Origin of the sequence: Kitasatospora sp. NPDC058190 (assembly GCF_042883685.1) — a bacterium.
Lineage (GTDB): Bacteria > Actinomycetota > Actinomycetes > Streptomycetales > Streptomycetaceae > Kitasatospora.
This window is the reverse complement of sequence record NZ_JBHVVI010000016.1, coordinates 19152-41391: the sequence shown is the minus strand read 5'-3', so window position 1 is coordinate 41391 and position 22240 is coordinate 19152. Positions and strand designations below refer to the sequence as shown.

At 70.8% G+C, this 22240-nt stretch carries 24 protein-coding genes; 11 read left to right on the top strand and 13 right to left on the bottom strand.

The window, feature by feature from the left end; genetic code table 11:
• Positions 1-30: 30 nt before the first annotated feature.
• On the top strand, positions 31-399 hold the full coding sequence (locus ACFVWU_RS10240) for a nuclear transport factor 2 family protein (protein ID WP_387617746.1): 369 nt from the start codon (positions 31-33) through the stop codon (positions 397-399).
• A 173-nt stretch (positions 400-572) separates the two neighbouring features.
• On the opposite strand, the gene ACFVWU_RS10235 is transcribed toward ACFVWU_RS10240, so the two are convergent.
• Both ACFVWU_RS10235 and ACFVWU_RS10230 read right to left on the bottom strand, forming a co-directional pair.
• Positions 573-827 carry a hypothetical protein gene (locus ACFVWU_RS10235; RefSeq protein WP_387617744.1) on the bottom strand — a complete coding sequence of 85 codons (255 nt, stop codon included), beginning with the start codon at positions 825-827 and terminating at the stop codon, positions 573-575.
• The gene (locus ACFVWU_RS10230; protein ID WP_387617742.1) at positions 827-1192 is read right to left on the bottom strand and encodes an ATP-binding protein; all 366 of its coding nucleotides are present in this window, start codon (positions 1190-1192) and stop codon (positions 827-829) included. Before ACFVWU_RS10230 ends, ACFVWU_RS10235 begins: the two co-directional genes overlap by 1 nt.
• Before the next feature lie 235 nt (positions 1193-1427).
• Here ACFVWU_RS10230 and ACFVWU_RS10225 point away from each other — a divergent pair, with 235 nt between their 5' ends.
• From ACFVWU_RS10225 to ACFVWU_RS10215, 3 genes are read left to right on the top strand one after another with little or no spacing between them, the layout of a single operon-like run.
• Complete coding sequence (locus ACFVWU_RS10225) at positions 1428-2291, top strand: helix-turn-helix domain-containing protein (RefSeq protein WP_387617740.1); 864 nt, start codon at positions 1428-1430, stop codon at positions 2289-2291.
• Positions 2266-2475: a DUF397 domain-containing protein gene (locus tag ACFVWU_RS10220; protein ID WP_387617738.1), complete on the top strand. Its 210-nt coding sequence runs from the start codon at positions 2266-2268 to the stop codon at positions 2473-2475. The genes ACFVWU_RS10225 and ACFVWU_RS10220 overlap by 26 nt, the downstream gene beginning before the upstream one ends.
• A gap of 18 nt (positions 2476-2493) precedes the next feature.
• Complete coding sequence (locus tag ACFVWU_RS10215; RefSeq protein WP_387617736.1) at positions 2494-3201, top strand: carbon-nitrogen hydrolase family protein; 708 nt, start codon at positions 2494-2496, stop codon at positions 3199-3201.
• A 317-nt stretch (positions 3202-3518) separates the two neighbouring features.
• On the opposite strand, the gene ACFVWU_RS10210 is transcribed toward ACFVWU_RS10215, so the two are convergent.
• From ACFVWU_RS10210 to ACFVWU_RS10195, 4 genes are all read right to left on the bottom strand, one after another.
• Positions 3519-3929 (bottom strand): peptidoglycan-binding protein, encoded by a 411-nt coding sequence (locus ACFVWU_RS10210; RefSeq protein WP_387617734.1) that lies wholly within the window; start codon positions 3927-3929, stop codon positions 3519-3521.
• A gap of 433 nt (positions 3930-4362) precedes the next feature.
• Positions 4363-5655: a cytochrome P450 gene (locus ACFVWU_RS10205; protein ID WP_387617732.1), complete on the bottom strand. Its 1293-nt coding sequence runs from the start codon at positions 5653-5655 to the stop codon at positions 4363-4365.
• 534 nt (positions 5656-6189) lie between these two features.
• Entirely contained in the window at positions 6190-7035 is an 846-nt protein-coding gene (locus ACFVWU_RS10200) for a helix-turn-helix domain-containing protein (protein ID WP_387617730.1), read from the bottom strand.
• Positions 7032-7787, bottom strand: a complete 756-nt coding sequence (locus ACFVWU_RS10195) for a DUF6879 family protein (RefSeq protein ID WP_387617728.1) — start codon at positions 7785-7787, stop codon at positions 7032-7034. Before ACFVWU_RS10195 ends, ACFVWU_RS10200 begins: the two co-directional genes overlap by 4 nt.
• Positions 7788-8057: 270 nt before the next feature.
• Here ACFVWU_RS10195 and ACFVWU_RS10190 point away from each other — a divergent pair, with 270 nt between their 5' ends.
• Together ACFVWU_RS10190 and ACFVWU_RS10185 are read left to right on the top strand one after the other, a co-directional pair.
• Positions 8058-8216, top strand: coding sequence for a hypothetical protein (locus ACFVWU_RS10190; RefSeq protein WP_380611141.1), 159 nt, complete (start codon positions 8058-8060; stop codon positions 8214-8216).
• Between the two features lie 12 nt (positions 8217-8228).
• A complete protein-coding gene (locus ACFVWU_RS10185) occupies positions 8229-9395 on the top strand; it encodes a methyltransferase domain-containing protein (protein ID WP_387617871.1) in 1167 nt (388 codons plus the stop codon).
• 65 nt (positions 9396-9460) lie between these two features.
• On the opposite strand, the gene ACFVWU_RS10180 is transcribed toward ACFVWU_RS10185, so the two are convergent.
• Positions 9461-10501: a fatty acid desaturase family protein gene (locus ACFVWU_RS10180; RefSeq protein WP_387617869.1), complete on the bottom strand. Its 1041-nt coding sequence runs from the start codon at positions 10499-10501 to the stop codon at positions 9461-9463.
• A gap of 202 nt (positions 10502-10703) precedes the next feature.
• Here ACFVWU_RS10180 and ACFVWU_RS10175 point away from each other — a divergent pair, with 202 nt between their 5' ends.
• Positions 10704-11366, top strand: coding sequence for a hypothetical protein (locus ACFVWU_RS10175; RefSeq protein WP_387617726.1), 663 nt, complete (start codon positions 10704-10706; stop codon positions 11364-11366).
• Positions 11367-11433: 67 nt separating this feature from the next.
• Here ACFVWU_RS10175 and ACFVWU_RS10170 read toward each other — a convergent pair whose 3' ends face one another.
• Positions 11434-11847: a VOC family protein gene (locus ACFVWU_RS10170; protein ID WP_387617724.1), complete on the bottom strand. Its 414-nt coding sequence runs from the start codon at positions 11845-11847 to the stop codon at positions 11434-11436.
• Between the two features lie 89 nt (positions 11848-11936).
• Complete coding sequence (locus ACFVWU_RS10165) at positions 11937-12626, bottom strand: TetR family transcriptional regulator C-terminal domain-containing protein (protein WP_387617722.1); 690 nt, start codon at positions 12624-12626, stop codon at positions 11937-11939.
• Between the two features lie 68 nt (positions 12627-12694).
• Here ACFVWU_RS10165 and ACFVWU_RS10160 point away from each other — a divergent pair, with 68 nt between their 5' ends.
• Complete coding sequence (locus tag ACFVWU_RS10160; RefSeq protein WP_387617720.1) at positions 12695-13567, top strand: alpha/beta fold hydrolase; 873 nt, start codon at positions 12695-12697, stop codon at positions 13565-13567.
• A gap of 87 nt (positions 13568-13654) precedes the next feature.
• Here ACFVWU_RS10160 and ACFVWU_RS10155 read toward each other — a convergent pair whose 3' ends face one another.
• The gene (locus ACFVWU_RS10155; protein WP_387617718.1) at positions 13655-14329 is read right to left on the bottom strand and encodes a hypothetical protein; all 675 of its coding nucleotides are present in this window, start codon (positions 14327-14329) and stop codon (positions 13655-13657) included.
• A 109-nt stretch (positions 14330-14438) separates the two neighbouring features.
• Here ACFVWU_RS10155 and ACFVWU_RS10150 point away from each other — a divergent pair, with 109 nt between their 5' ends.
• Positions 14439-15065 (top strand): TetR/AcrR family transcriptional regulator, encoded by a 627-nt coding sequence (locus ACFVWU_RS10150; RefSeq protein WP_387617716.1) that lies wholly within the window; start codon positions 14439-14441, stop codon positions 15063-15065.
• 25 nt (positions 15066-15090) lie between these two features.
• Here the strand turns inward: ACFVWU_RS10150 and ACFVWU_RS10145 are convergent, their stop codons facing one another.
• A complete protein-coding gene (locus tag ACFVWU_RS10145; protein ID WP_387617714.1) occupies positions 15091-15621 on the bottom strand; it encodes a hypothetical protein in 531 nt (176 codons plus the stop codon).
• Positions 15622-15833: 212 nt separating this feature from the next.
• Between ACFVWU_RS10145 and ACFVWU_RS10140 the strand changes: the two genes are divergently transcribed.
• A complete protein-coding gene (locus tag ACFVWU_RS10140; RefSeq protein ID WP_387617712.1) occupies positions 15834-18275 on the top strand; it encodes a hypothetical protein in 2442 nt (813 codons plus the stop codon).
• 59 nt (positions 18276-18334) lie between these two features.
• Here the strand turns inward: ACFVWU_RS10140 and ACFVWU_RS10135 are convergent, their stop codons facing one another.
• On the bottom strand, positions 18335-19009 hold the full coding sequence (locus ACFVWU_RS10135) for a hypothetical protein (protein WP_387617710.1): 675 nt from the start codon (positions 19007-19009) through the stop codon (positions 18335-18337).
• A gap of 351 nt (positions 19010-19360) precedes the next feature.
• On the opposite strand from ACFVWU_RS10135, the gene ACFVWU_RS10130 reads away from it, so the two are divergent.
• The gene (locus ACFVWU_RS10130) at positions 19361-21862 is read left to right on the top strand and encodes a helicase-associated domain-containing protein (RefSeq protein ID WP_387617708.1); all 2502 of its coding nucleotides are present in this window, start codon (positions 19361-19363) and stop codon (positions 21860-21862) included.
• Positions 21863-21879: 17 nt separating this feature from the next.
• Here ACFVWU_RS10130 and ACFVWU_RS10125 read toward each other — a convergent pair whose 3' ends face one another.
• Positions 21880-22131: a hypothetical protein gene (locus ACFVWU_RS10125; RefSeq protein WP_387617706.1), complete on the bottom strand. Its 252-nt coding sequence runs from the start codon at positions 22129-22131 to the stop codon at positions 21880-21882.
• Positions 22132-22240: the final 109 nt, after the last annotated feature.

Here is a 22240-nt window from a genome sequence, read left to right as displayed (position 1 = left end):
GGATGGATGGGTGGTCGGGAGGATGGAGGCATGACGACGACGAAGACTGCGCGCGAGCTGGCCGAGACCTACTTCACCGCCTGGGAGGCGGGCGACTTCGACACCGTCCGGGGGCTGCTGGCCGACGACGTGGACTTCGTCGGGGCGCTGGGCACGGCGTCGGGGATCGAGGAGGCGCTGGGCGGGCTGAAGGGCCTCGGGCAGGTGCTGGAGAAGATCGACGTGAAGGTGCGGGTGGCCGATGGCGACGAGGTGATCACCTGGTTCGAGCTGTGCACCACGGTTGCGCCGCCGGCGCCGACGGCGAACTGGATGCACGTGGAGAACGGGAAGATCGCCCGGATCCGGGTGACCTTCGACCCGCGCGGCCTGCTGGCGGGCTTCGAGAAGAAGAGCTGAACAGGGACTCTGCGGGAAAACAGGAGGGCCGTGATCGCCGGGGCGGTGACGGCCCTCTTCGGCTGTCCGCGCTCAGGCGTCCTCGTCGGGCGGGGTCGCCCTGAGGGCGGTGATGACGCCCAGGGCGACCGTGGCGATCGCGAGGGCGAGGAGGACGGCGAAGGCCGCCCCGATCAGGAACCGCACGGAGTGTCCCGCTCGGCGTCGAGGAGCAGCGTGAGGAGGTTGAGGAGGGTTGAGGCCGGAGCCGTGTTGAAGCGGACGAGGACCCGGCCGTCGATGGTCTTGTCCGTGCTCGCGGAGGGCCAGATGAGGCCGAACTTCCTGCCGCGCTCCTGGACTTCGGCGAGGAGCGTGCGGATGTGGTCGTCGGTGAAGGCCCGGATCCGGGGATCGGTCGGCTTCATGGGGTGGCGGCGGACGCTCATCAGGCGGCGTCCAGGTCGCACTCGAACCAGACGGACTTGCCGCGCTCCTGCGGGTCGACGCCCCAGCGGCTGGTGAGGCCGGCGACGAGCTGGAGGCCCCGGCCGGACTCGGCGAGGAGGGCGAGGGGCTGCGACTCGGGGAGCATCGGGCTCTCGTCGGAGACGGAGACCCGGAGAACCTTGTGGAGGAAGAGGATCTGGACGATCGGCGCGGGCGTGCGGCCGTGCCGCCAGGCGTTCACGAGGAGTTCGCCGAGGGCGAGTTCGGCGTCGAAGGTGGCGGAGGGGTGCCAGCCGGAGCGGATCATCGCGTCGCGGAGGGACTGTCGGGTGAGGGCGAAGGAGGGCGTGTTGAGGTGACGCATGGGAGTTCTCCCGGGCGTGGTTGGGAAGGAAGATCCGGCGGACACACGTCGCCGTGAGCCAGGCCAGGCAGATGGGCATGGCTGCTCTGCGGCGCCCGCTAGCAGGCGTTACTGACGATCCATCGGATCGATGTGAGAACGACCATAGCGCACGCGGTCTTTCGCTTAAGACCTTCGCGAAAAACTTCCCTCTAACGTGGGGCACACTGGTCTCACCACCCGCAGAGAGGACGCCATGGCCCTTCGACCGAACCCCACTCTGCGCCAACGGCGGGTGGGGACTGAGCTGCGAAGGATGCGTGAGCAGGCTGGCCTCAGCGGCCTGCAGCTGGCACGCCAACTCGGCATCCACGCAGCCCAGGTCACCCAGATGGAGAGCGGGAAGAGCGGAATCAGCGTCGAGCGGCTGCGGACCATCGCCGCCGCGTGCCTGTGCAGCAACCAGCCGCTGATCAATGCGCTGGCCGACATGACCTCGGAGCGTGGGAAGGGCTGGTGGGAGAAGTATCGCGGGACGCTTTCCGCCGACTTCCTGGAGATCGCCGAGCTTGAGGCGAACGCACACAGCATCTCGACCTGGGCCACGACTTACATCCCTGGCCTGCAGCAGACCGAGGACTACGCAGCTGCGGTGTTCTCCCGGTTCGCCCCTTCGTTCCCCAGCCACGACCTCGATGCCCGGACGTCATTCCGTATGCGGCGGAAGGAGGCCGTCCGGCAAGGCGGAGTGCCGTATGCGTCCTTCATCCACGAAGCGGCACTGCGAATGCAGTTCGGAGGACCCCGGGTTCTCGCCGATCAGCTCGACCATCTCGTAGATGACTCACTGGCTGGTCGGATCTCGGTCCGTGTAGTGCCCTTCGACCTCGACACCTTCCCCGGCGGTGGTGAGAACATCATGTTCATCGAGGGCCCCGTGCCTGAACTCGCCACACTCCAGATGGATACTGCAATGGGCAGCATGTACTTTGACGCCCAGCCAAGCCTGGTCCGCCATCGAGACGTGTTCGCGCACCTGAACTCCGCTGCGCTCTCCGAGCCCGAGTCGCGGGAGTTCATTCGATCCATCGGGGATGAAATGCGAGGCAAGTATGCGTGACTCCATGTGGCAGAAGTCCAGCTACAGCGGGGCTTCTAACGAGTGCGTGGAGGTCCGTACAGCCAACGGGGCGGTCGAACTCCGCGAGTCCGACGAGGGCCACATCATCATCCGCACCACCCCCACCGCCCTCGCCGACCTCCTCCACGGCATCAAGGCCGGCGAGTTCGACCACCACGCCTGACGTGCCATCCTGACCACCATGAAGATCGCCGCAGCCCAACTGTCCTGCGTCCCCGCCGACATCCCCGCCAACGTCCGGCAGATCGTCGCCCTCTCCAACGAGGCGCGCGAGCAGGGTGCCGAGCTGATCGTCTTCCCCGAACTCGCCCTCACCGGGTACGAGCTCGAAGCCATAGCCGCCGATCCCAACCTCTGGACGCCCCCGGACGACGCCCGCCTGGACGCCCTCCGATCCACCGGGATCGTCACCGTCGTCAACTGCGCCGTCCCGACCGACGGCCCCCGGCCCGCCCTCGGAACCTTCGTCTACGGCAGCGACGGCGAGCTGATCACCACCTACCTCAAGCAGCACCTCTACGAGAACGAGCAGGGCATCTTCACCGCAGGCGACCGCGACGGCCGCTTCGAACTCAACGGCCTCCGCTTCGCGCTCGCCACCTGCTTCGACAACCACTTCCCCGACCTCACCGCCCGTGGCGCCGCCGACGGCTGCCACGTCCACCTCGCCAGCTCGCTCTACGGCACGGGCAACGGCATCCACGAACGGGCGACGGTCTACCCGGGCATCGCCAAGGACTCCACCATGCACGTCGTCCTCGCCAACCACGTCGGCCCGTCGGGCCCGTGGACCGGCTGCGGCGGCGCCGCCCTGTGGGCCCCGGGCGGCGCCCTCCTCGCCGAGGCCGACGACCGCACCACCACGGTGGCCGTCGCCGACATCCTCTAGCCGAAGCCGCGGATTCCACCCCACCGGGGAAACCCGACACGGTAGAAGCCGGAAGGCCGCCACCCGCAGGTGACGGCCTTCCGGCGCCTTCTCGAAACCGCAGCAGCGTAACGCCGACCACGGGCACCGCCCCGGGCCGGGTCGTGTGCCCACCAGGCCACCCCAGGGCCTCCGGCTGTCCGAGCTGCTCCAGCATCTCCACCCGAGATCCGTGAAGGTCACGGCGATCCGGGCGCCGCGCTCGGTCCGGAACCACAGCCCGGCCTGACTGCGGCAGCACGTCGGGGTCCGGCTCTCACGTCGACGCGCGAAAGCCGTCAGCTGTGGGTGGGAAGCACCTGGTAGCAGTTGCTGAGCGGGACGCCCCACGGAGTGTTCAAGTCGCCATCCTTGGAGATCGCGATCTGGAGAGCCTGCCAGAGCTTGCTGCCGGTGTCCTGCCCGACCACGCCGTCGGGGGTCAGACCGGTGGCACTCTGGAACTGCTCGAGCTGGCCGAGCGTGTTCGGCCCGAACGAACCGTCGACGTTGTCGATGTGGGCGCTGCTGCCGAAGTTCCAACCCCAGTTGACGCCAACCTGCACGCAGTAGACCGGGAGCCCGCTCTGGCCTTCACTGATGTAGGAGGCGCCGGTAGCAGCCTGCGCGGTGCCGGCGGTGGCGGCGAGGACGGCCCCACACAGGGCGGTGGCGGCCAGCGTGGTGGTGAGGCGCTTGCGGATACCCATGAGATTTCTTCCTTGTAGGCGCCCGTCCGCCAAAGCGGCGAACAGGCCTCGGCTGAAGGGAGCTGCGTGATGGCGGGCCATGTGCCCGGTCCGGTGGCCGGCATCCCGGGCGCCGCCGTTGTTGATCATTCTGGGACGCGGGACACGGATGTTCGACTGATCCGCGTCTCAACCTTCGTCCCAACCCGTCAGTACGTCGGAATTACTGCGCCGACCTGCGATGTCACCGACATTGCTCGGACACCATGAGATTCCCACGGACATCGTGGGACAGCTGTCCGCCTGGAGTGAGGCGCCGCCAGGTAGGAGCGGACCATCTCGCCGACGAGCTCGTCGCCCTGGACTACCGAGTGTTCAGCGGCCGGCGGGCGTCGGCCGGATGGACCGTCACCTCGGATGTGCGCCTGGCCATGCCCACGGAGCGGGACCGCCCTCAACCGCGCGAGGTGGCGCGCAGGCGCAGGCCGACAGGTGTGAGACCTCCGAAGGTGGTGAGCCGGTAGCTGGGCTCCGGCCCGGGCGGCTCGCTCACGTCGTAGCGGCGGGCGGTCTGCGCGGTCAGGAGCGTCAGCACCGCCATGGCCAGAGCGGCGCCCTCGCAGCCATGCGGCCCGGTACCGAAGGAGAGGAAGACCCCGGGTTTCGCCGGCGAGCCCGCATCATCGAGCCAGCGTTCGGGCTGGAACCGGTCCGGCTCGGAGTGTTCCCGTGCGTCGCGCTGGGCGGTGTAGGGGCAGACGAGAACGGTGGAACCGGCGTCGATGGTGTAGTCGGCGAGCTGAGTCCGTCGCGTGGCGCGCCGGGTCAGCAGCCAGCTCGGGGGGTGCAGTCGGAGCACCTCGCGTACCAGCGCCTGGGTGTATCGCAGGCCGTCGAAGTGCGCGTTGGTCGTCTCGGCCGGGTCCACGGGCAGCACGGCGGCTTCGGCCGCGACACGGGCCGCCGCCCGGGGGTACCGGGCCAGGTGGAGCAGGATCCATCCGGCTGCCCGGGAAGGCGTCTCGAAGGTGGCGACGGTGATTCCGGGGAGACTGTCGAAGACGGCCTCTTCCGGCAACAGGCCGTAGCGGGAGGAGGGCCGGAGCATCTGTCCCAGCACGTCGTCACCGAGGTGGCCCGATGAACGGCGCCGGCGGACGACGGACCGCAAGGCGTCGGTGAAGGCGACCTGCTGCCGGGTGCGGAACCGCCGTGCCGGTGTGGGGACCCAGCGCGGCCATACCCAGCGTGAGGGGCGTACGACCACCTCCCGGGCCAGGAAGAGCTGTGAGGCGAAGGGCAGCAGGGTGGGAGCGTCCTCGGAGAAGAGGTAGCGCACGCCGATCTCCGCCAGGGCGTGCCGGACCGGGGGCAGAACCTCGACGTCCTGGCCCGTGGGCCACTGGTCGGCGAATCGAGCGGTCCCGGACGCGATCTCACCGATCCGGGCCGCAACCGCCTGCGGGCGCAGTCCGCGCATGCGGGCGGCGTGAGCGTGCGCCCGCTCCTCGGGCGGCACCGCTCCGCTCGACCGCTTCAACGGCGGGAAGAGGGGCGAGGGCGGCTTGGGGAAGTCCTGCGCACGGTGCAGGACTTCTTCACACGGCCCGGCCGTAGCAGTGACGTAGACGCCTGGCTCCAGCTGCCAGACGTCCCCGCATTCCTCAGCGCCACGGCGCGCCAGTGCCAGCCGGTCGCGGCTCCAGACCCCGAAGCCGCCTCCGGGCAACCGCGGCGGCTCGTTCATCCGTCCCATGAGATCGTCCCTGACCCTCGCACCTGTCAGGCCGATACCGCCGGCAGTGTGGCCAGGAGCCGGCGGGCGCCCGGGGGCGCCCACCGACAGTGCGTCAGGCACCCCAGTCGTGCTCGCCGTACGCACCGTAGTCGCGGGTGAAGGACAGCTTGCTGAGCAGCTTGGCGATCATGATGCGCTCCTCTCGCCAGTCTTCAGCACCAAGTGCCATATATTCCATATTTCCATACAGTCCACATATGTCATGTCCAGAGCGTCAGCCGCACGCATGGATCACGCATGGATATAAAGCCGACCGGCAGATGGATCGCTGGGCAGGAGTGCGGTGAGTTGGCCCCAGATGGGTTCGAGCAGGCGAGACGGCAACGCGGGCACGGCCGCCCGTCGTGATCACTGAACGTGGAGAACTCCATGATCGCGTGGGCCCATGCCCGTTCTATCGTCCAATCCACCTCGCCAATGCCTATTGCCGGTCGGACTCAAGCGAACATTCAAACGGAGCACGACCGAGCCGGCGGGTGACTCTCAGCGATTCCGACAAAGCGCCTGGCAGGCCCGAGCAATCACCCGGTGAGCCGCCGAACCATAGACAGCACTCTCCGCCAACGCATCCCACGCCCGGATGTGCAGCGCTACGTCCGCCGGATCGTCCAACCACATCTCCGCGTGCCAGGACTCGGTGATGACCAACGTGCCGTCATGGATCGAGAATCCGACCCCTGCGGGCACTCGCAGGTCGGCGTCGAAAGGCACTATCCCGAGTCGAACGTTCCCGCGCGCCAGCCAAGGGACGAGGGACTCCAGCTGATCGGCCAGTACGGCCGGAGAGCAGAGCCAGGAGACAAGGGCGCCTTCCCACACCAGGAAGTGGAATGATCTCATCCGATCGTTGAGGGCTCTCTGGCGTTCCATCCGGGCCATCACCGCAGCCTCGACATCGCGGATTGATGGATGAACCCTGGCGAATCGAGTGAGTACCGCGCGGGCGTAATCAGCCGTCTGCAGCAGACCGGGAACCAAGGTCGGGTCGAACGACTGACGGTTGGTGGTCTTCTTCCCTTGTGCGGCGTGCGCCTCCTGCACCGGCCGGACACCGCCGGCGAGTTGGCGTCGCCATGACCGGTACTGCGTCTCCAGTGTCCGCAGCCTGCCCACCAACTCGGCAGCGGCATCGGGCCTCCCAACGGCCTCGGCCCATGCGCCCACATCGGTCATGGTGGGCGACTGCCTGCCGGTCTCCAACTTGCTGACCTTGGACTGGGGCCATCCCAGCCGCGCGGCCACGGCACGCCCGGACAGGCCGCTCTCGGTGCGAAGTTCACGCATCCGGGCGCCGAGAGCGACCCGCGCCTGTTGAAAGTCGGTGCTCACATGGCGGAAGGTACCTGAGCCCGGAACTCCGCGTAGCGGGTTGCGTGGTGCCAGGCAGCATCCCGGGCCTGGCAGGCGCGAAGGACTTCCAGCGGGTCGGTGACCAGCTCCATGCCGACAGTGCGCTCCCCCTCGAAGTGGAAGCGCGCGACCGTACGGGAGTCGAAGAGCCAGAAGTCCGACAGGCCTGCCAGCCCGGCCTCTTCGGCGTCCGACCGCCACATGTACCGGATGTCCTCGCCGGCCGCCACGTTGGTCCTTGCGCACGCCAACAGGTACCGCTGTCCCTCGGTCGGCGGCTCGTCCACCAGACGTACCCGCTCGAACCTCTTGCCCTTGTCCACCATGCGGCGCACGTTCTCGAACCAGGGGTGCCCGACCTCCCCTGCGGTGTCCCCCGTCCGCAGGAACTCTGCGTAGGACGGCATCTGCTTGTCGGAGAGGTAACCCGTCCTTGTCTCCAACCGCCAGGCGGTGTGCTCGAACCCATCGTTGATGAACTCGGTGATCTTCTGCTGAGGCACGAACTCCGGCACTGGCGTCGACTCCTTCGGTGCGAACCTCACGAGCAGTTCGCGAGGCACCACTACGAAGCCTTCATCCTCCTTCACGTACTTGAGTTGCGCCACGTCTTCCGGGTCCGTCACGGCATACCCCTGCACCACTACTTCACCGGTGTCGACGTCCTCGTACAGCGTCGGACAGTCCCCGACCCCCGAGGTGCTACCCATGACCCGCAGCCGCCTTGCCATAGCCGTTCCCCTCTCCGAACTGTCAGAGAAGTCCCATGATCGACGCCAACTCGCCCTCCGTCAGGGGTGATTCTCGATTATTCTCAGATACCCAAAGCGCCACAGGTGGCGCTTCACAGCCGTCTCTCAGAGCTGTTCGAATAAGCTCGCGAACCGCATCTGATCGGTGTCGGAATATTCGAGAATCACCCACGCATCGGCGATCGCCGTCCACCTAACGTGCTGCTCAACAGTGGCATTCGGCGCCACCGGGAAAAGGGGGAAGCACACATGCCCATGTTGAGCGACGGCAAGCACGGCGGCGGGTCCGGCAACGGCCAGGGTGGCGGCCAGCAGGACGACTCCAGCAGCGGCAACAAGCACGGCGGGGGCGGCAGCGACGAGGGCGGCAACACCTCGGACGGCAGCGGTCCGGCGACGGGTCGCTGACGCGTGAGCGAGATGCACGAAGCGGAGGCCGGCCGGGCCCGGCTGGCCTCCGCGCTCATCGCGAACGGGTCTCTCACCTCGGACTGGCTGGCTTCCTACAACGCCGTCCCGCGCCACTGGTTCGTCCCGGCCCAGATCTGGCCCGGCCAGGGTGACGGGGTGCGCCAGGGCGAAGCGGTCAACCGGCATGCCGACCCGATCGCCTGGTGGAACGCCGTCTACTCCGACGTCCCGCTCACCACCCAGTGGGACGACGGCGACCACACCGGGGAAGCCCGTGGCACCGTGCCCACGTCCTCCAACTCCATGCCCACCATGGTGTTCTCCATGCTCGCCGCCTTGGAGGTGGAAGACAGCCACCGGGTGCTGGAGATCGGCACCGGCACCGGCTGGAACGCCGCCCTGCTGTCCCACCGCCTCGGTTCCGGGAACGTCGTCACGGTCGAGGTCGACCGGGACAACGCCGCCGAGGCGCAGCTCCGGCTCGCACGCGCCAGGCACTCCCCGACCCTCGTCGTCGGCGACGGGTCGAAGGGCCACCCGGACAGCGCGCCGTACGACCGGGTGATCGCCACCTGCTCGGTCCGCCGGGTTCCGCCCACCTGGGTGGCCCAAACGAAGCCCGGCGGGGTGATCGTCGCCCCGTGGGGCCCCGAGTACGGCGGGGAAGCCGTGGTTCGACTCACCGTCGCCGGCGACGGTACGGCGTGCGGCCGCTTCGTCGCATCCTCCGCCTTCATGCGGCTGCGCCAGCAGCGCACCGCCCGGCCCGGCAGCCTGGAGTACCTGTCCGGCCCGTGGCCGGCCGACGGAGCGAAATCGTCAACTCGCCTATCCCCGGAGGAAGTCGGCGGCTGGCTGACGATGTTCGCCATCGGGGTGCAGGTACCGCGAGCCTTCCCGCTGATCGAGCGGTACACCGACGGCACCTACACCCTGTGGCTGCACGACACGGCCGTCACGTCCTGGGCCACCGTCGACTGGGAGCCCGACCGCACCGACTACGAGGTCGTCCAGTCCGGCCCCCGCAGCCTCTGGGACGAGGTGGAAACCGCCTGGCGGTGGTGGGACGACCAGGGCCGCCCCGGCTTCGACCGCTTCGGGCTCACCGTCGCCCCCGACGGCGGCCGGACGGTGTGGCTGGACAGCCCGAACAACCCCGTGCCCTCCCGGGGTTGAGGACACCGACCAGACGGAGTGGGAAGTCGGCCCCGCCGACTTCCCACTCCGTCCCCCTCGCCCCCTCAGCCGCCGGAGCGGATCGGCTCGCCCGTCCGGTGCAGGTGGCCGAGGATCTCGCGGTACGAGCGGAGCAGGCCCGTCTCGTAGTACGGGATGCCCTTCTCCGCGCAGAACTCCCGGGTGATCCGGGCGGCCCGCCCGAGTGCGGGGGTGGGCATGCTGGGGAAGAGGTGATGCTCCACCTGGTAGTTGAGGCCGCCCATCACCGAGTCGAGGACCGGGCCGCCGCGGACGTTGCGCGAGGTGAGCACCTGGCGGCGCAGGAAGTCGAGCCGCATCTCCGGGGTCACCATCAGCATGCCCTTGTGGTTCGGGGCGAAGACGCAGCCCAGGTAGACGCCCAGCAGCGCCTGGTGCACGGCGAGGAAGGCGACCGCCTTGCCAGGCGGCAGAGCAGCGAAGACGAGGCCGAAGTAGGCCGCGAAGTGGACGACCAGCAGGGCGCCCTCCAGCAGCGGCCGCTTCAGCACCGGGCTGCGCAGTGCGCGGAAGCTGTTGAAGCTGAGGTTGAGGCCCTCCAGCAGGAGCAGCGGGAAGAACAGGTACGCCTGCCGGCGGCCGATGAACCGGGCGAGTCCGCTCGCCTGCCGGGCCTGCCGCTGGGACCACACGACGAGGTCGGGCGAGACGTCCGGGTCCCGTTCCTCGTGGTTCGGGTTGGCGTGGTGGCGGGTGTGCTTGTTCATCCACCAGCCGTAGCTCATGCCCATCAGCAGGTTGGCCGCGACCCGGCCGCCGATCTCGCTCGGCAGCCGCCGGTTGAACACCTGGCGGTGCGCCAGGTCGTGTGAGAGCAGGCCGATCTGGGCGAAGACGACGGACATCGCCGCCGCCAGGCCGAGCTGCCACCAGGTGTCGCCCAGCGCGAAGAGCGCCCACCAGCCGCCGAGGAACGCGGCGAGCACCAGGCCGGCGCGGACGGCGTAGTAGCCGGGGCGCCGGTCGAGCAGGCCCTCGGCGGCTATCCGACGGCTCAACCGGGCGAAGTCGCTGCCACCGCCCTCCGGCTGTGCGGCGAGGGCGGCCTCGGGAGCCTTGGTCATCGTCACGGACTGTGTGGGCATGCCCCGAGTCTGGTTCGACGGGCGGCTGCGAAGAACGGGGAAAGCACCCGTCCCGTACGGGTGCTAACCCCCCCACACCAGGAAACGCGTCAGCAGGCCCGAGACGCCCCGGCCTCGCGGGACGGCGTGTCGGAGTCACGGTCTACGCTCCCCATCACCTACGAGTCCTAAGGAAGACCGGATGTCCTACGACGATGACGACGAATACGAGTACCTGCCCGCGCTGATCACGGCCCTGACCGATCCGTCCGAGGAGGAGTGGACCATCGACGGCTGGCGGATCGCGCGGCTCGGCCTGGTCCAGGGGTCCGCCGACTACGGCACGATCTACGACCCGCTGGGGCCGGAAAGCTCGGGCTTTCCGATGCGGCCCGGCGGCACTCCGGTCTACCTGGTCTCCCGCGAGGACTCACCCAATGACCCGGTGGCCGCTCTGGTGCACCCCAGCGACACCATCCCGGTTCGGACGGAGGACTGGGGCGACCGTGTGGCGACCCCCTCCGGCCTGGCCGTGCTGCACGCGAACCCCACCAACAACTGGATCGAACCGGCCGCCCAGATACTCAAGCGCGCCTGGGCCGTACTGCACGCACGCGCCGCCGAGGGCGACGGATGGATGCTGGAGAACCTCCGCGAGATGCTCCAGCGCTCCTCGGTGGACCCGACCGACTGGCCGGTGGAACCGGTCGAGGGCGACTTCGCGAACGAGTGGCTGATGATCCCGGACGAGGCCGGCACCGGCACCGTGCTGGGCATCCTGGTCAGCCCGGACGGCTCCAGCACGACCGCGTGCCTGGACGCCGAGGGCAACACGGTGGCGGCCCTGCTCACCTTCGGCTTCTGACCCAACCGAGCCGACCCAGCACGGTGGCCCCCTCCGCATGAGGGGGCCACCCCGCAACCGTGGCTACTCAGGCCTTGCCGCCGCCCTGCCAGGCGGCGCGCTGGCGGAGGGAGACGCGGTTGCCGTCCGGGTCCGCGGTCTCGGTGCGGACGCCGAAGCCGTAGTCCTCCGGTTCGGGCTGCTCGAAGACCACGCCTCGCTCGCGCAGCACCTCGAAGTCCGCCCGCAGGTCGTCCGACTCGATGAGGAGCGGGCCGGGCGCGGCCGCGCCGGACTCGCGTCCGGCGGGCTGTCCCGCGGCCGGGGCGTGCGGCCAGAGGATGATCTCCAGCGGGCTGCCCGGGACGGCCACGGTCAGGAACCGCCCGTCGGGGCCCGGGTAGTCGACGCGCTTCTCCAGGCCGAGCCGGCCCGCGTAGAACTCCAGGGCGCGCTCCTGGTCGGTGACGTAGACCGTCACGTACATGATGTCGGTCAGCATCTCGCTGCCGTCCCTTCCTGCCGTCGGTGGTGCTCCACTGCTGTCCCGACGGATCGCGGCGGGCGGATGTGACGGACCCGCGGAACGGATTACGGCCGGAAGAGTTCGTCCAGGTGGTGGGTGAGGATCGCCAGCGCCTGTTCGCCGTCCCGCTGGCCGCCGAGGACGCTCGACCCCAGCCCGTTGACCATCGCCAGCAGCCCGGCGGCCGCCATCTCGACGTCCCGCTCCGGCGCGATCTGCCCGGCCTGTTGGGCGGCGCGGAGCTGCTTGACCAGGAAGCCCTCCAGGACGACGGGCGGCTGCGCGGCCTGCTGCTCCAGCACCTCGGGGTCGCTGAGCACCAGCGTGTAGTACGCCGCGTACGTCCTGGTGATCCGGCGGCTCTCGGCGTCCGTCGGCAGGATGCAGGACAGGATCGCGGTCACCACCTCCCGGGGGGCGCGCGCCTCGCCGATCCAGCGTTCCATCCGGGCCTGGAGCTGGGTGCCGAGCCTGGCCAGGGCGTCCAGCAGCAGGCCCTGCTTGGTCGTGAAGTAGTACTGGACGAGCCTCAGCGAGACGCCGGCCTCGGTCGCGACCGCCCGCATGCTGGCCGACTGCAGGCCCTCGGTGTCGGCGATGCGCAGCAGGGCCTCGGCGATCTGCCGTCGGCGCTCCTCGTGGTCGACCTTCCCCGTCGGATTCCCGGTCGGTTTGCCCGTCGGGTTGCCCGTCGGGTTGCCCGTCGGTTTGCCCGTCGGGTTGCCCGTCGGGTTGCCCGTCGGATTCCCGGTCATGTCGCGTCCTCCACAGTCCGCCCTCCACTCCTGGTACACCCGTATCATGCATGTGATACATATGTATCATGCGAATCAGCGAGTTCAAGAACGGCAAGGCCGAAGACCGCTTCCGCGCCGCCTACGAGCGCGCGCTGACCCAGCTCTGGCCCGGACAGCGGACGCCGATCGACGTTCCGACCGGCTTCGGCACCACCCGCGTCCACCGCACCGGCCCCGCGCACGGACAGCCGATCGTGCTGCTCCCCGGCTCCGGCGGCAACGCCCTGATGTGGCACCGGTACATCGACGAGCTCTCCCGGCAGCACCCCGTCATCGCCGTGGACACCGTCGGCGAACCCGGCGCCAGCGTGCAGACCGCCCCGATCACCGGCGGCCCCGACGCCGCCGACTGGCTGGAGGAACTGCTCGCCGCCCTCGACCTCCCGACCGCCCACGTCGTCGGCTGCTCCTACGGCGGCTGGATCGCCCTCCACCACCAGATCCGCCACCCCGGGCGGACCGCCGGCCTCACCCTGGTCGACACGGCGGGCCTCGCCGACGTCGGCCGACGCTTCTACACCTGGCTCATCCTCGGCGGCCTCGCCGCCACGGCCCCCCGCGCGCTCCGGCCCCGACTCGCCCGGGCGATCGGCAACAGCGCCATCCTGGAGACCGAGCTGATGACCCTGATGCGCGCCTCGATCGGCTTCCGCCGCCGCCTGCCACTGGCCACCACCCTCACCGACGAGGAGCTGGGCCGGCTGAGCGCCCCCGCGCTCTTCCTGCTCGGCGAGCGCAGCGCCATGAACGACGCCCGGACCGTCTCCGAGCGGCTGCACCGGCTCGTCCCGGCCGCCCGGGTCGAAATCGTGCCCGGCGCGGGGCACTCGCTGCCGACCGACGACCCGGCGGCCGTCATCACGGGGATCCTCAGCATGGCCGCGCGGCAGGTCGGTTGAGCCCCTCCGGGTCGCAGAACGGACGCAGGCCCGCCGCCGTCCCCCGGGAACGGGAGTCCGACGACGGGCCCGGGGCCCACGCCACCGTCACGCCACCTGGCGGCGGGCCGCCTGACGCCGCGCCACCTGGCGGCGGACCGCCCAGACCGCTCCGCCGAGGACGAAGCCGTAGACGGACACCAGCCCGTGGCCGTTCTCCTGGGCGAACCACATCGCCAGGCCCAGCGCCGGGACGCCGGCCGCCAGGGCGAGTTCCTTGGGCAGGCGGGTGCGGGTGAGGAAGGCGAGGGCGAGGGTGGCGCCGAGGAAGTAGGTGGCGCCGGAGCTGCCGGCGAAGTTGCGGGGGTCGGTGCTGGGGCCGCCGCCGAAGCCGAGCAGGCTGTCGATCCGGCCGGGCAGCAGGATGCCGGCCAGGAAGAAGCCGAGGGTGAGCGGGCCGCCCCAGTACCACTGGGCGAGCGCGGCCACGGCGGCGAGGGTGACGAGGTTCCACAGGCCGCCGAAGAGGCCGCCGTTCTGCATGAAGACCGAGGTGAACTCGCGCCACCAGCCGGACTTGGCGGGGTCCGCGTCCAGCGCGTCCATGGCGCCGGACCAGACCAGCTGGAGCAGGACGCCGCCGACGGCGATCGCGGTCAGGGCGACCGCCGCCCACGGGACCGGCCGCCCGCGCAGGGTGTCGCGACCGACCACGCCGAGCCCGCAGTTGACCATCATGACCATCAGCGCGGCCGTGGTCACGTTGAAGACGATCGCCCCCATGACTGCCACTCCCCCCGGACTCCGGCGTTTTCCAACACCGTTCGAAACCTGATGGCGCAAAGCTAGCACAGTTTTCGAACGGTGTTGGAAAACGATGTACGGTGGATCCATGAAGCTCACCAAGGAGCGCATCGTCGACGCGGGCATGGCCGTATTCGCCGAGGTCGGCTACCAGAACCTGTCCATGCGGCAGGTCGCCGACCGACTCGACGCCCACGCCGGCAGCCTCTACTACCACGTACGCGGCAAGGACGAACTGCTCGCCCTGATGGCCGACCGGGTCTGCCGCCGGGCCCACGACGCGGGCACCGAAGCCCTGGCCGCCCTCCCGCCCACCGCCACCTGGCAGGACCGCGTCGAGGCCCAGGCCGCCGCCCTGCGCCTCGAAATCAAGCAGCACCCCGGCGGCGCCCAGCTCCTCGCCGAGAGCCCCGGCACACTCAGCACCGGCGGCCTCGCCCTGATGGAACGCCTACTGCGCACCCTCCTCGACGCCGGACTGCCCCCCGCCCACTGCGGCATCGCCGCCGACACCCTGCTCAGCCACGTCACCGGCTTCGTGCTCCAGGAACAGAACCAGCCGGCCGCCGCGCCCACCGTCACCGCCGAGCTCTACGCCGAACTGTGCGAGCGCTTCCCCCTGGTCATGGGCGACTTGATCCCACGGCTGAGCCAGGACGAGAAGTTCGCGCGCAGCATCCGGCTGCTCTGCACGGGCTTCGCGGCACTCCGCTAGCCGGCGGGGCCCCGGGCAGGCGGGATCAGTAGATGTCGTCCGGGAGGCTTCGGCGCCACTCCTGGAACCGGTCGAACCGGTCGACGGCGTTGGCCAGTCGACTGTCCGGGGCCGCGAACAGCGACCGGATGGCACCCGCCGGGTCGAGGAGCGGCATCGAGTACACCAGGCGCTCGTCCAGATCATCGAGCACATCCTGCTCGTACTCCGTCAGGCTGTCCCGGGCATACGTCACCAGCGGGTAGCCGCCCGCCGGGGTGTCCGGGGGAGGCGGGACGGGGCTGCAGCGCCACATCACCCCGCAGCGCCGGATGAGCGTCTCGCCCAGGTACCAGGCAGCGACTGTCAGAAGCGGCGTCTCGGCGGCCCCGTAGACCGCCTCCCAGTCCGCGAACCGACTGCGAATCAGCGCTTCGAGCCGGTCGAGCGAGGCGGGCGTGAAGTCCCAGTCGCCGTCGTGCTCCTCCGTCCACGCGGGAAACGCCCGGCGCTGCGCGGCGAGCCATCCGGCCAGCCTGGGGTTGTCAGCCCACTCCGGACTGTCGATCTCATCCATGCGACCAGCCTACGGGCCGAGCGCTGCGACAAGGCGTAACAGTCCTGTGTGCAAGGTGGGTTGACGTTCAGCAAGGCGTCGAATCAAGGAGACGCGACCGCCTCCCGCCGTCTACTGTTCAAACTCTGGCGGCGCACACGTCAATCGGGGGCCCGTCTCGGCGCCGTCCACGCAACTGCCGTTATCAGCGGGCTCCTTGGGGGAGTAGCCACGTGACAGACCTGATATCCCGCCGCGCGCGCATCTGGGCGCGCGGCGGCCTAGCACTCGCCTGCACCGCCCTCCTGGCGGTCACCGGCCTGCCCGGCCTGCAGGGCACCGCCTACGCGGCGAAGGGCAAGCGCTGCGACGACATCTACCCGAGCGCCAGGGGCGGCCAGCAGGGGACGTCCTTCCCCTGGAACAAGTCTCCCGACAGCGTCCGGGACGAGTCCGCCTGGGACTCGTACGACTTCGACGCCCCGCGCCAGGCCTTCGACGGACTCACGCTCCCGTCGGATCCCGCCCAACAGAAGGCCTTCCTCGACCAGTTCGACGAGGATTACACCAAATACCCCGAGAACACCAAGGAGCGCGTCTACGCACGCTTCAAGAACTACGTGAATCGCACCGGGGGCAACAAGTACGGCACCTTCGAGAAGTGGCTCTCCGACGCCTACATCCTGCCGAACAACAACAACCGGCGCGGCGCCTTCTACGAGGAGAAGGTGGTCAAGGACCTCGGGCTGATCGGCCCCGACTGGCTCTGCCAGGAGGAGATCCCGATCCTCGACAAGGACGGCAACCCCGTCCTCGGCAAGGACGGCAAGCCGATGGTCCGCAAGTGGGACGCGGTCAACTACAAGACCAACGACTTCCTGGAGTTCAAGGCCGGCGGCGGCCGTGACACCGACCAGGACGCCCCGAACAAGGCCTTCCTGCAGGACCCCCAGCGCAAGGACGCACGCGTCACGTACGTCTTCGGCGAGGAGAAGAAGAGCGCGACCACGAAGTACATCGCCAAGGTCAACAAGGAAGTGGGTTCGGACCCGGCGGACCCTCGGGTGCGCAGCTACGAGCACCGGTCGACCGGGGTCCCCGTCTCCAAGTTCGACCCGAACACCTCCAAGCCCGACCCGTACATGAACACCGGAGCCAAGCAGCCCTCCGGTGGCGCCGCCCGGATCGTCGACGGCTCCATGCCCACCCCGAAGGACATGGCCGAGCGGATGGCACGCATCCGCGCCGACGACCCGACCGGACTGCGGGTGCGCGGCCCGGGCGGCGTGGACTTCTCCACCCTGCAGCTCTCCTACGTCGGCAAGCCGGTCAAGGGGCAGGCGCTGAACTACGCGTTCGCCGCCAAGAAGGCCGACGAGGACGAGGAGAACCTCGGCTGGGGCGGCCAGGAGAAGGCACAGCTCATCTCGGACTCCTTCTTCACCTGGCTCGCGCTGACACCGGACAAGTTCTGGGTGAACCTCAACCCCGACCAGCCCGACAAGATCATGGACCCGACCTTCGGGAAGACCGACGCCGGGCGAGTCCTGCTCCAGGCCGACCTGGAGATGAAGCACGACTTCGCCCGGGACGTGGACCCACGCCAGGGCATCGGCAAGAAGTTCGAGGACGCCATGCACGCCGCCGGTGTGCCCTGCCGGCCCGCCATCCGCAACTGGATCGTGCCCGATCCCGCGAAGATCCGCGCCGACGAGAACGGTGTCTACATCATCGACGCCCCGTTGAAGGTCAACTCCGAGACCACAACCATCAACACCCCCGGCCCGAACGGGGATTGCCAGGTCACCGACGCCCAGCGCAAGACCGTTGAAGGCCTGTTCCGCGAGATCGTCGTCCCAGACGTCGAACACAAGGTCAACACCGCCCCGCTGTACGCGGACCTGCGCCGCGTCTACAGCGCCCGGGTCGCCGCCGAGTACGTGCGGCAGCAGGACCAGCAGGAGGCCACCGACTACCGGTCGATCATCGACAGCAACGACGTCTCCCAGTGGCCGCTCCGGGGCGGGAACAAGAGCTGGACGCCACGCCAGACCTGGGAGGACTATGTGAAGTCCTTCACCCAGGGCGACTACAGCTTCCCCTGCGGGAACAACGGGCAGGTCTGCTTCGAGGGCGGCGTGGACTTCTCCCAGTCACCCAAGCAGGACATCGGCGCGACCGAGTTCACCGCCAAGCACAAGGACCTGCCGCGCTCCGCGCAGACCTCGGTGAAGGCGATGACCGACAAGGCCGACACGGCGGACCTGCTGCTCCTCGGCGGTGGCGGGCCGGTCGACAACGGCCCGACTCCGACGCCGACCCCGACGCCGACCCCGACGCCGACCCCGACGCCGACGGACACTCCGACGCCGACGCCGACCGACACTCCCACCGGCACTCCCACCGGCGGCCCGACGGACACCCCGAGCGCCACGCCCACCGGTACGCCCACCACCGCGCCGAGCACCCCGGCGGGTGGCGGCAGCGCCAGCCCCTCCCCGGCCCCGGCCCCGGCCGGCGGCAGCGGCAGCGGCAGCGGTAGTGGCGGCAGCAGCACCGGTGGCGGCGGAAGCCTCGCCCGCACCGGCGCGAACGTCCTGCCCCTGGCCGGCACCGCCGCCGCGCTCCTGGCGGGCGGCGCGGCCATGGTCTGGTGGCGTCGCCGCCGGGCCTGACCGCGCCCCACAGCCGTACGACCGGCCCCGCACCGCCTGGTGCGGGGCCGGTCCCGTGCTCAGCCCTGCTGCGGCGGGCGGCGGCGCAGGCCGAGCAGCAGCAGGACCACCGCCGTCAGCACCGCCGCGGTGCGCAGCACGCCCGGGGCCATCGACCAGCTGAACTGGCCCAGCGGGGAGCCGGGTTGGACGGCGCCGCCGCCCTGCTTGGCGTGATTCATCGCGAACAGGGTGGACGCGCTCATCGTGACCAGCGGGATGCCGAGGATCACGAACTTGCGCATCGTGTCGGAGATCTGACGGGTCAGGTAGCCCAGCCCCCAACCCGCCAGCATGGCCGGGAAGAAACCGGACACCGCGCCGCCGACCAGCAGTCCGCAGGAGAGCAGGATCAGCGGGGACGGCTTGCGGGCGCCCTTGCCCGGGGCCTTGCCGGCGATGGCGGGGGCGGCCTTCGCCTTCCTCTGCTTCCTCGGCTTCGCCGCGGCCTGTTCGGCGGCCGCAGCCGCCTGCGCGGCCGCCTCCTCCGCCGCCCGTTGCTCGGGGACCGGCTTCGACGCGGGCTGCGGCGTGTCCGAGAAGTCGAGCATCGTCATGGTCCACGGGCTCGAACTCTGCACCGTCGGCGGCGGGATCACCTCCGAACCGGTCTCGGGCCCGGCGACGCCCGGCAGGTCCAGCGACACGTTCGGGATGCCGCCGGTCGCGGCGGGCGCGGCCGACGGGCCGTACACACTGTCCTCGGACGGAACGCCGGGAACACCCGAGGCCGCAGCACCGTCACCGGAGGAGCTGGACGAACCAGACGAACCAGCTGAACCCGACGAGCCCGACGCCCCCACCCGCTCGCTCCAAGGCCCGCTCTTGCGCCACCACTCGCCGTCCGTCATCACCGACACCCCGCCTCGCCCGGCTCGCCCATGGAGAGCGCGGCCGCCCACCGAACCGCCCTCGGCCGTGACGCTACCCACCGTGCCCCGCCCGCGCGAGTCCGCCGCGATCACCCGTACGCATCGCTCCCCCGCAAGGGCGCCCGGCCGCACGAGGGGATCCCGTCGTCCGCCCACCCGACTAACCTAGGTCGAATGACCACACAGCAGGGCCCTCAACGCCAGGGCAGGACGCCCGCCGGCCCCCGCACCCTCGCCGAGGAGCTGCGGGCACGCCCCGACGACGCGCTCGCCGCCCTGCTCCGCTCCCGCCCCGACCTGCTGAACCCCGTCCCCGGCGACCTCACCCAGCTGTCCGCCCGGCTGTCCTCGCGCGCCTCCGCACTGCGCGCCCTGGAGCGGCTCGACCGCTTCACCCTGCAGGTCGCCGAGGCTCTGGCCACCGCCCCGGACGGCACCGGCCTGGCCGCCGTACGGACCCTGCTGACCGGCCCGAGCAAGGTCAAGCCGCACCCCGGCGCGACCCCGCTCACCCCGGCCGACCGGTCCGCCGTCGCCACCGCGCTCCCCCGCGCGATCGCCACCCTGCGCGACCGGGCGCTGCTCTGGGGCCCGGACAACGGCCTGCGACTGGTCCTCGCCGTGCGCGAGGCGCTCGCTCCCACCGCCGCCAACCCCGGCCGCACCGGCCTCGGCCCGACCCTCGCCGAGGCCACCGTCGGCATGTCCCCGGCCCGGCTGCAGCAGCTGCTCGCCTCCGCCGGGCAGCCGGCCACCCCGGACCCGGTCACCGCCGTCGCCGCCCTGACCTCCCTGCTCACCGACCGCACCCGCTGCGCCGCACTGCTCGACACCGCCCCCGAGCCCGCGCTGCGGCTGCTGGAGCGGCTGGTCTGGGGCCCGCCCACCGGCACCGTCCCGGACGCCACCCGCCCGGTCACCGCCGAGGACGCGCAGAGCCCGGTCGAGTGGCTGCTCGCCCGCGGCCTGCTGCTGCCCACCAGCCCGGGCAGCGTCGTCCTGCCCCGCGAACTGGCGCTGCACCTGCGCGGCGGCCGCACCCACCGCACCGTCGAACCGGTGCAGCCCGAGCCGGCGCCCGCCGCCGCCCCGCGCGATCCACACACCGTGGACGGCGCCGCGGCCGGCCAGGCGCACACCGCCGTGAAGACCGTCGAGGAGCTGCTGGACGCCTGGGGCCTCACCCCGCCGCCCACCCTGCGGGCCGGCGGCCTCGGCGTACGGGACCTCAAGCGCACCGCCCAGACCCTGGAGACCACCGAGCAGCTGGCCGCCTTCTGGCTCGAACTCGCCTACACGGCGGGCCTGCTGGCCCCCGACGGCGAGGCCGACGAGTGCTGGGCGCCGACCCCCGGGTACGACAGCTGGCTGCAGCTGGACACCGCCGAGCGCTGGTCCGCGCTGGCCACCGCCTGGCTCACCGCCACCCGGGTGTCCGCCCTCACCGGCACCCCGGACGGCAAGGGCAAGCCGCGCGCCGCCCTCGGCCCCGAACTGGACCGCACCCTCGCCCCGTCCGTCCGCCGCGCCACCCTCGCCCTGCTCGCCGAACTGCCGCCCGGCACCCCGGCCACCGCCGAGGAGCTGCTGCCCACCCTGCGCTGGCAGCGCCCGCTGCGCGGCGGCCCGACCGGCCCGGACGGCCGCGAGCTGCGCGACGACCTCACCACCTGGACCCTCGCCGAGGCCGAACTCCTCGGCATCACCGGCCGCGGCGCCCTCGCCGCCCCCGCCCGCGCGCTGCTCACCGCCGAGTCCGACCCGGCCGAGGTACTGGCCCCGCTGCTGCCGCAGCCGCTGGACCACGTGATCCTGCAGCCCGACCTCACCGCGATCGCCCCCGGCCCGCTGCTCACCCCGCTCGCCCAGGCACTCGCGCTCTGCGCCGACATCGAGTCCAAGGGCGGCGCCACCGTCTACCGGTTCACCCCGGGCTCCGTCCGCCGCGCCCTGGACGCCGGACGCACCGCCGCCGACCTGCAGACCTTCCTGGCGCAGCACAGCCGTACGCCCGTCCCGCAGCCGCTCGGCTACCTGATCGACGACGTCGCCCGCCGCCACGGCATCCTGCGGGTCGGCGCCGCCTCCTCCTACCTGCGCTGCGACGACCCGTCGCTGCTCGGCGAGGTGCTCGCCGACCGCCGCGCCGCCGACCTGCGGCTACGGCTGCTCGCCCCCACCGTCCTCGCCTCCCAGGCCGCCCCGGACGTGCTGCTCGCCACCCTGCGCACGATGGGTTACGCCCCGGCCGCCGAGTCCGCCGAGGGCGACGTGCTGATCACCCGCCCGGACAGCCACCGCACCCCACCCCGGACGCCGCCATCGCCCGTCCCCGACGGCCCGCCCAGCCCGGACGACACCCTGCTCGCCGCCGCCATCAAGGCCATCCGGGCCGGCGACCGCGCCGCCACCGCCGCCCGCCGCGAGCCCACCCCCGACCCCCGCCAGCTCCCCCGCACCGCCGCGGCCGAGACCCTGGCCGCCCTGCAGACGGCCGTCCTGCTCGGCGAGCGGATGTGGATCGGCTACCTCAACGCCGAGGGCATCGCCAGCCAGCGCATCATCGACCCGGTCAAGGTCGAAGGCGGCTTCGTCACCGCCTTCGACCACCACGCCGACGAACTGCGCACCTTCGCCCTCCACCGCATCACCGGCGTCGCGGAGCTGGACGAGTAACCGTTCGCGACGGGGCGTCAGTGGCTGTGCGCCTCCTTCATCTTCTCCTTGACCGCCTGGTCCGCCAGGCTGCCGATCTGCCCCTGCCCGACCGGCAGCGAGCCGCCGCCGACCTGGTCGGCGATCAGGAATCCGGGGGCCGCCAGCAGACCGCCGGGCCCCTCGCCGATGCCCGCGAGGGCGTGGGCGGAACCGGCCGAGGAGGCGGTGGCGGCGAAGGCCGTGCCCATCAGGGCGAGGGCGGTGAGAACACGCTTCGAGGTCTTCATGACCTGCTCAACGAGCGAGTACGGACCGTGGTCACTCGCAGCGACTGACGGGCGGACGCCGGCGAGTGGAAGGAGCCCGCCCACGTTCCGCGCGGAATGAGCGACACTG

Coding starts and splice junctions, on each gene's coding strand:
- ACFVWU_RS10240 (WP_387617746.1), top strand. CDS start 31: ATGACGACGACGAAGACTGCGCGCGAGCTGGCCGAGACCTACTTCACC.
- ACFVWU_RS10235 (WP_387617744.1), bottom strand. CDS start 827: ATGAGCGTCCGCCGCCACCCCATGAAGCCGACCGATCCCCGGATCCGG.
- ACFVWU_RS10230 (WP_387617742.1), bottom strand. CDS start 1,192: ATGCGTCACCTCAACACGCCCTCCTTCGCCCTCACCCGACAGTCCCTC.
- ACFVWU_RS10225 (WP_387617740.1), top strand. CDS start 1,428: ATGGCCCTTCGACCGAACCCCACTCTGCGCCAACGGCGGGTGGGGACT.
- ACFVWU_RS10220 (WP_387617738.1), top strand. CDS start 2,266: ATGAAATGCGAGGCAAGTATGCGTGACTCCATGTGGCAGAAGTCCAGC.
- ACFVWU_RS10215 (WP_387617736.1), top strand. CDS start 2,494: ATGAAGATCGCCGCAGCCCAACTGTCCTGCGTCCCCGCCGACATCCCC.
- ACFVWU_RS10210 (WP_387617734.1), bottom strand. CDS start 3,929: ATGGGTATCCGCAAGCGCCTCACCACCACGCTGGCCGCCACCGCCCTG.
- ACFVWU_RS10205 (WP_387617732.1), bottom strand. CDS start 5,655: ATGAACGAGCCGCCGCGGTTGCCCGGAGGCGGCTTCGGGGTCTGGAGC.
- ACFVWU_RS10195 (WP_387617728.1), bottom strand. CDS start 7,787: ATGGCAAGGCGGCTGCGGGTCATGGGTAGCACCTCGGGGGTCGGGGAC.
- ACFVWU_RS10190 (WP_380611141.1), top strand. CDS start 8,058: ATGCCCATGTTGAGCGACGGCAAGCACGGCGGCGGGTCCGGCAACGGC.
- ACFVWU_RS10185 (WP_387617871.1), top strand. CDS start 8,229: ATGCACGAAGCGGAGGCCGGCCGGGCCCGGCTGGCCTCCGCGCTCATC.
- ACFVWU_RS10180 (WP_387617869.1), bottom strand. CDS start 10,501: ATGACCAAGGCTCCCGAGGCCGCCCTCGCCGCACAGCCGGAGGGCGGT.
- ACFVWU_RS10175 (WP_387617726.1), top strand. CDS start 10,704: ATGTCCTACGACGATGACGACGAATACGAGTACCTGCCCGCGCTGATC.
- ACFVWU_RS10170 (WP_387617724.1), bottom strand. CDS start 11,847: ATGCTGACCGACATCATGTACGTGACGGTCTACGTCACCGACCAGGAG.
- ACFVWU_RS10165 (WP_387617722.1), bottom strand. CDS start 12,626: ATGACCGGGAATCCGACGGGCAACCCGACGGGCAACCCGACGGGCAAA.
- ACFVWU_RS10160 (WP_387617720.1), top strand. CDS start 12,695: ATGCGAATCAGCGAGTTCAAGAACGGCAAGGCCGAAGACCGCTTCCGC.
- ACFVWU_RS10155 (WP_387617718.1), bottom strand. CDS start 14,329: ATGGGGGCGATCGTCTTCAACGTGACCACGGCCGCGCTGATGGTCATG.
- ACFVWU_RS10150 (WP_387617716.1), top strand. CDS start 14,439: ATGAAGCTCACCAAGGAGCGCATCGTCGACGCGGGCATGGCCGTATTC.
- ACFVWU_RS10145 (WP_387617714.1), bottom strand. CDS start 15,621: ATGGATGAGATCGACAGTCCGGAGTGGGCTGACAACCCCAGGCTGGCC.
- ACFVWU_RS10130 (WP_387617708.1), top strand. CDS start 19,361: ATGACCACACAGCAGGGCCCTCAACGCCAGGGCAGGACGCCCGCCGGC.
- ACFVWU_RS10125 (WP_387617706.1), bottom strand. CDS start 22,131: ATGAAGACCTCGAAGCGTGTTCTCACCGCCCTCGCCCTGATGGGCACG.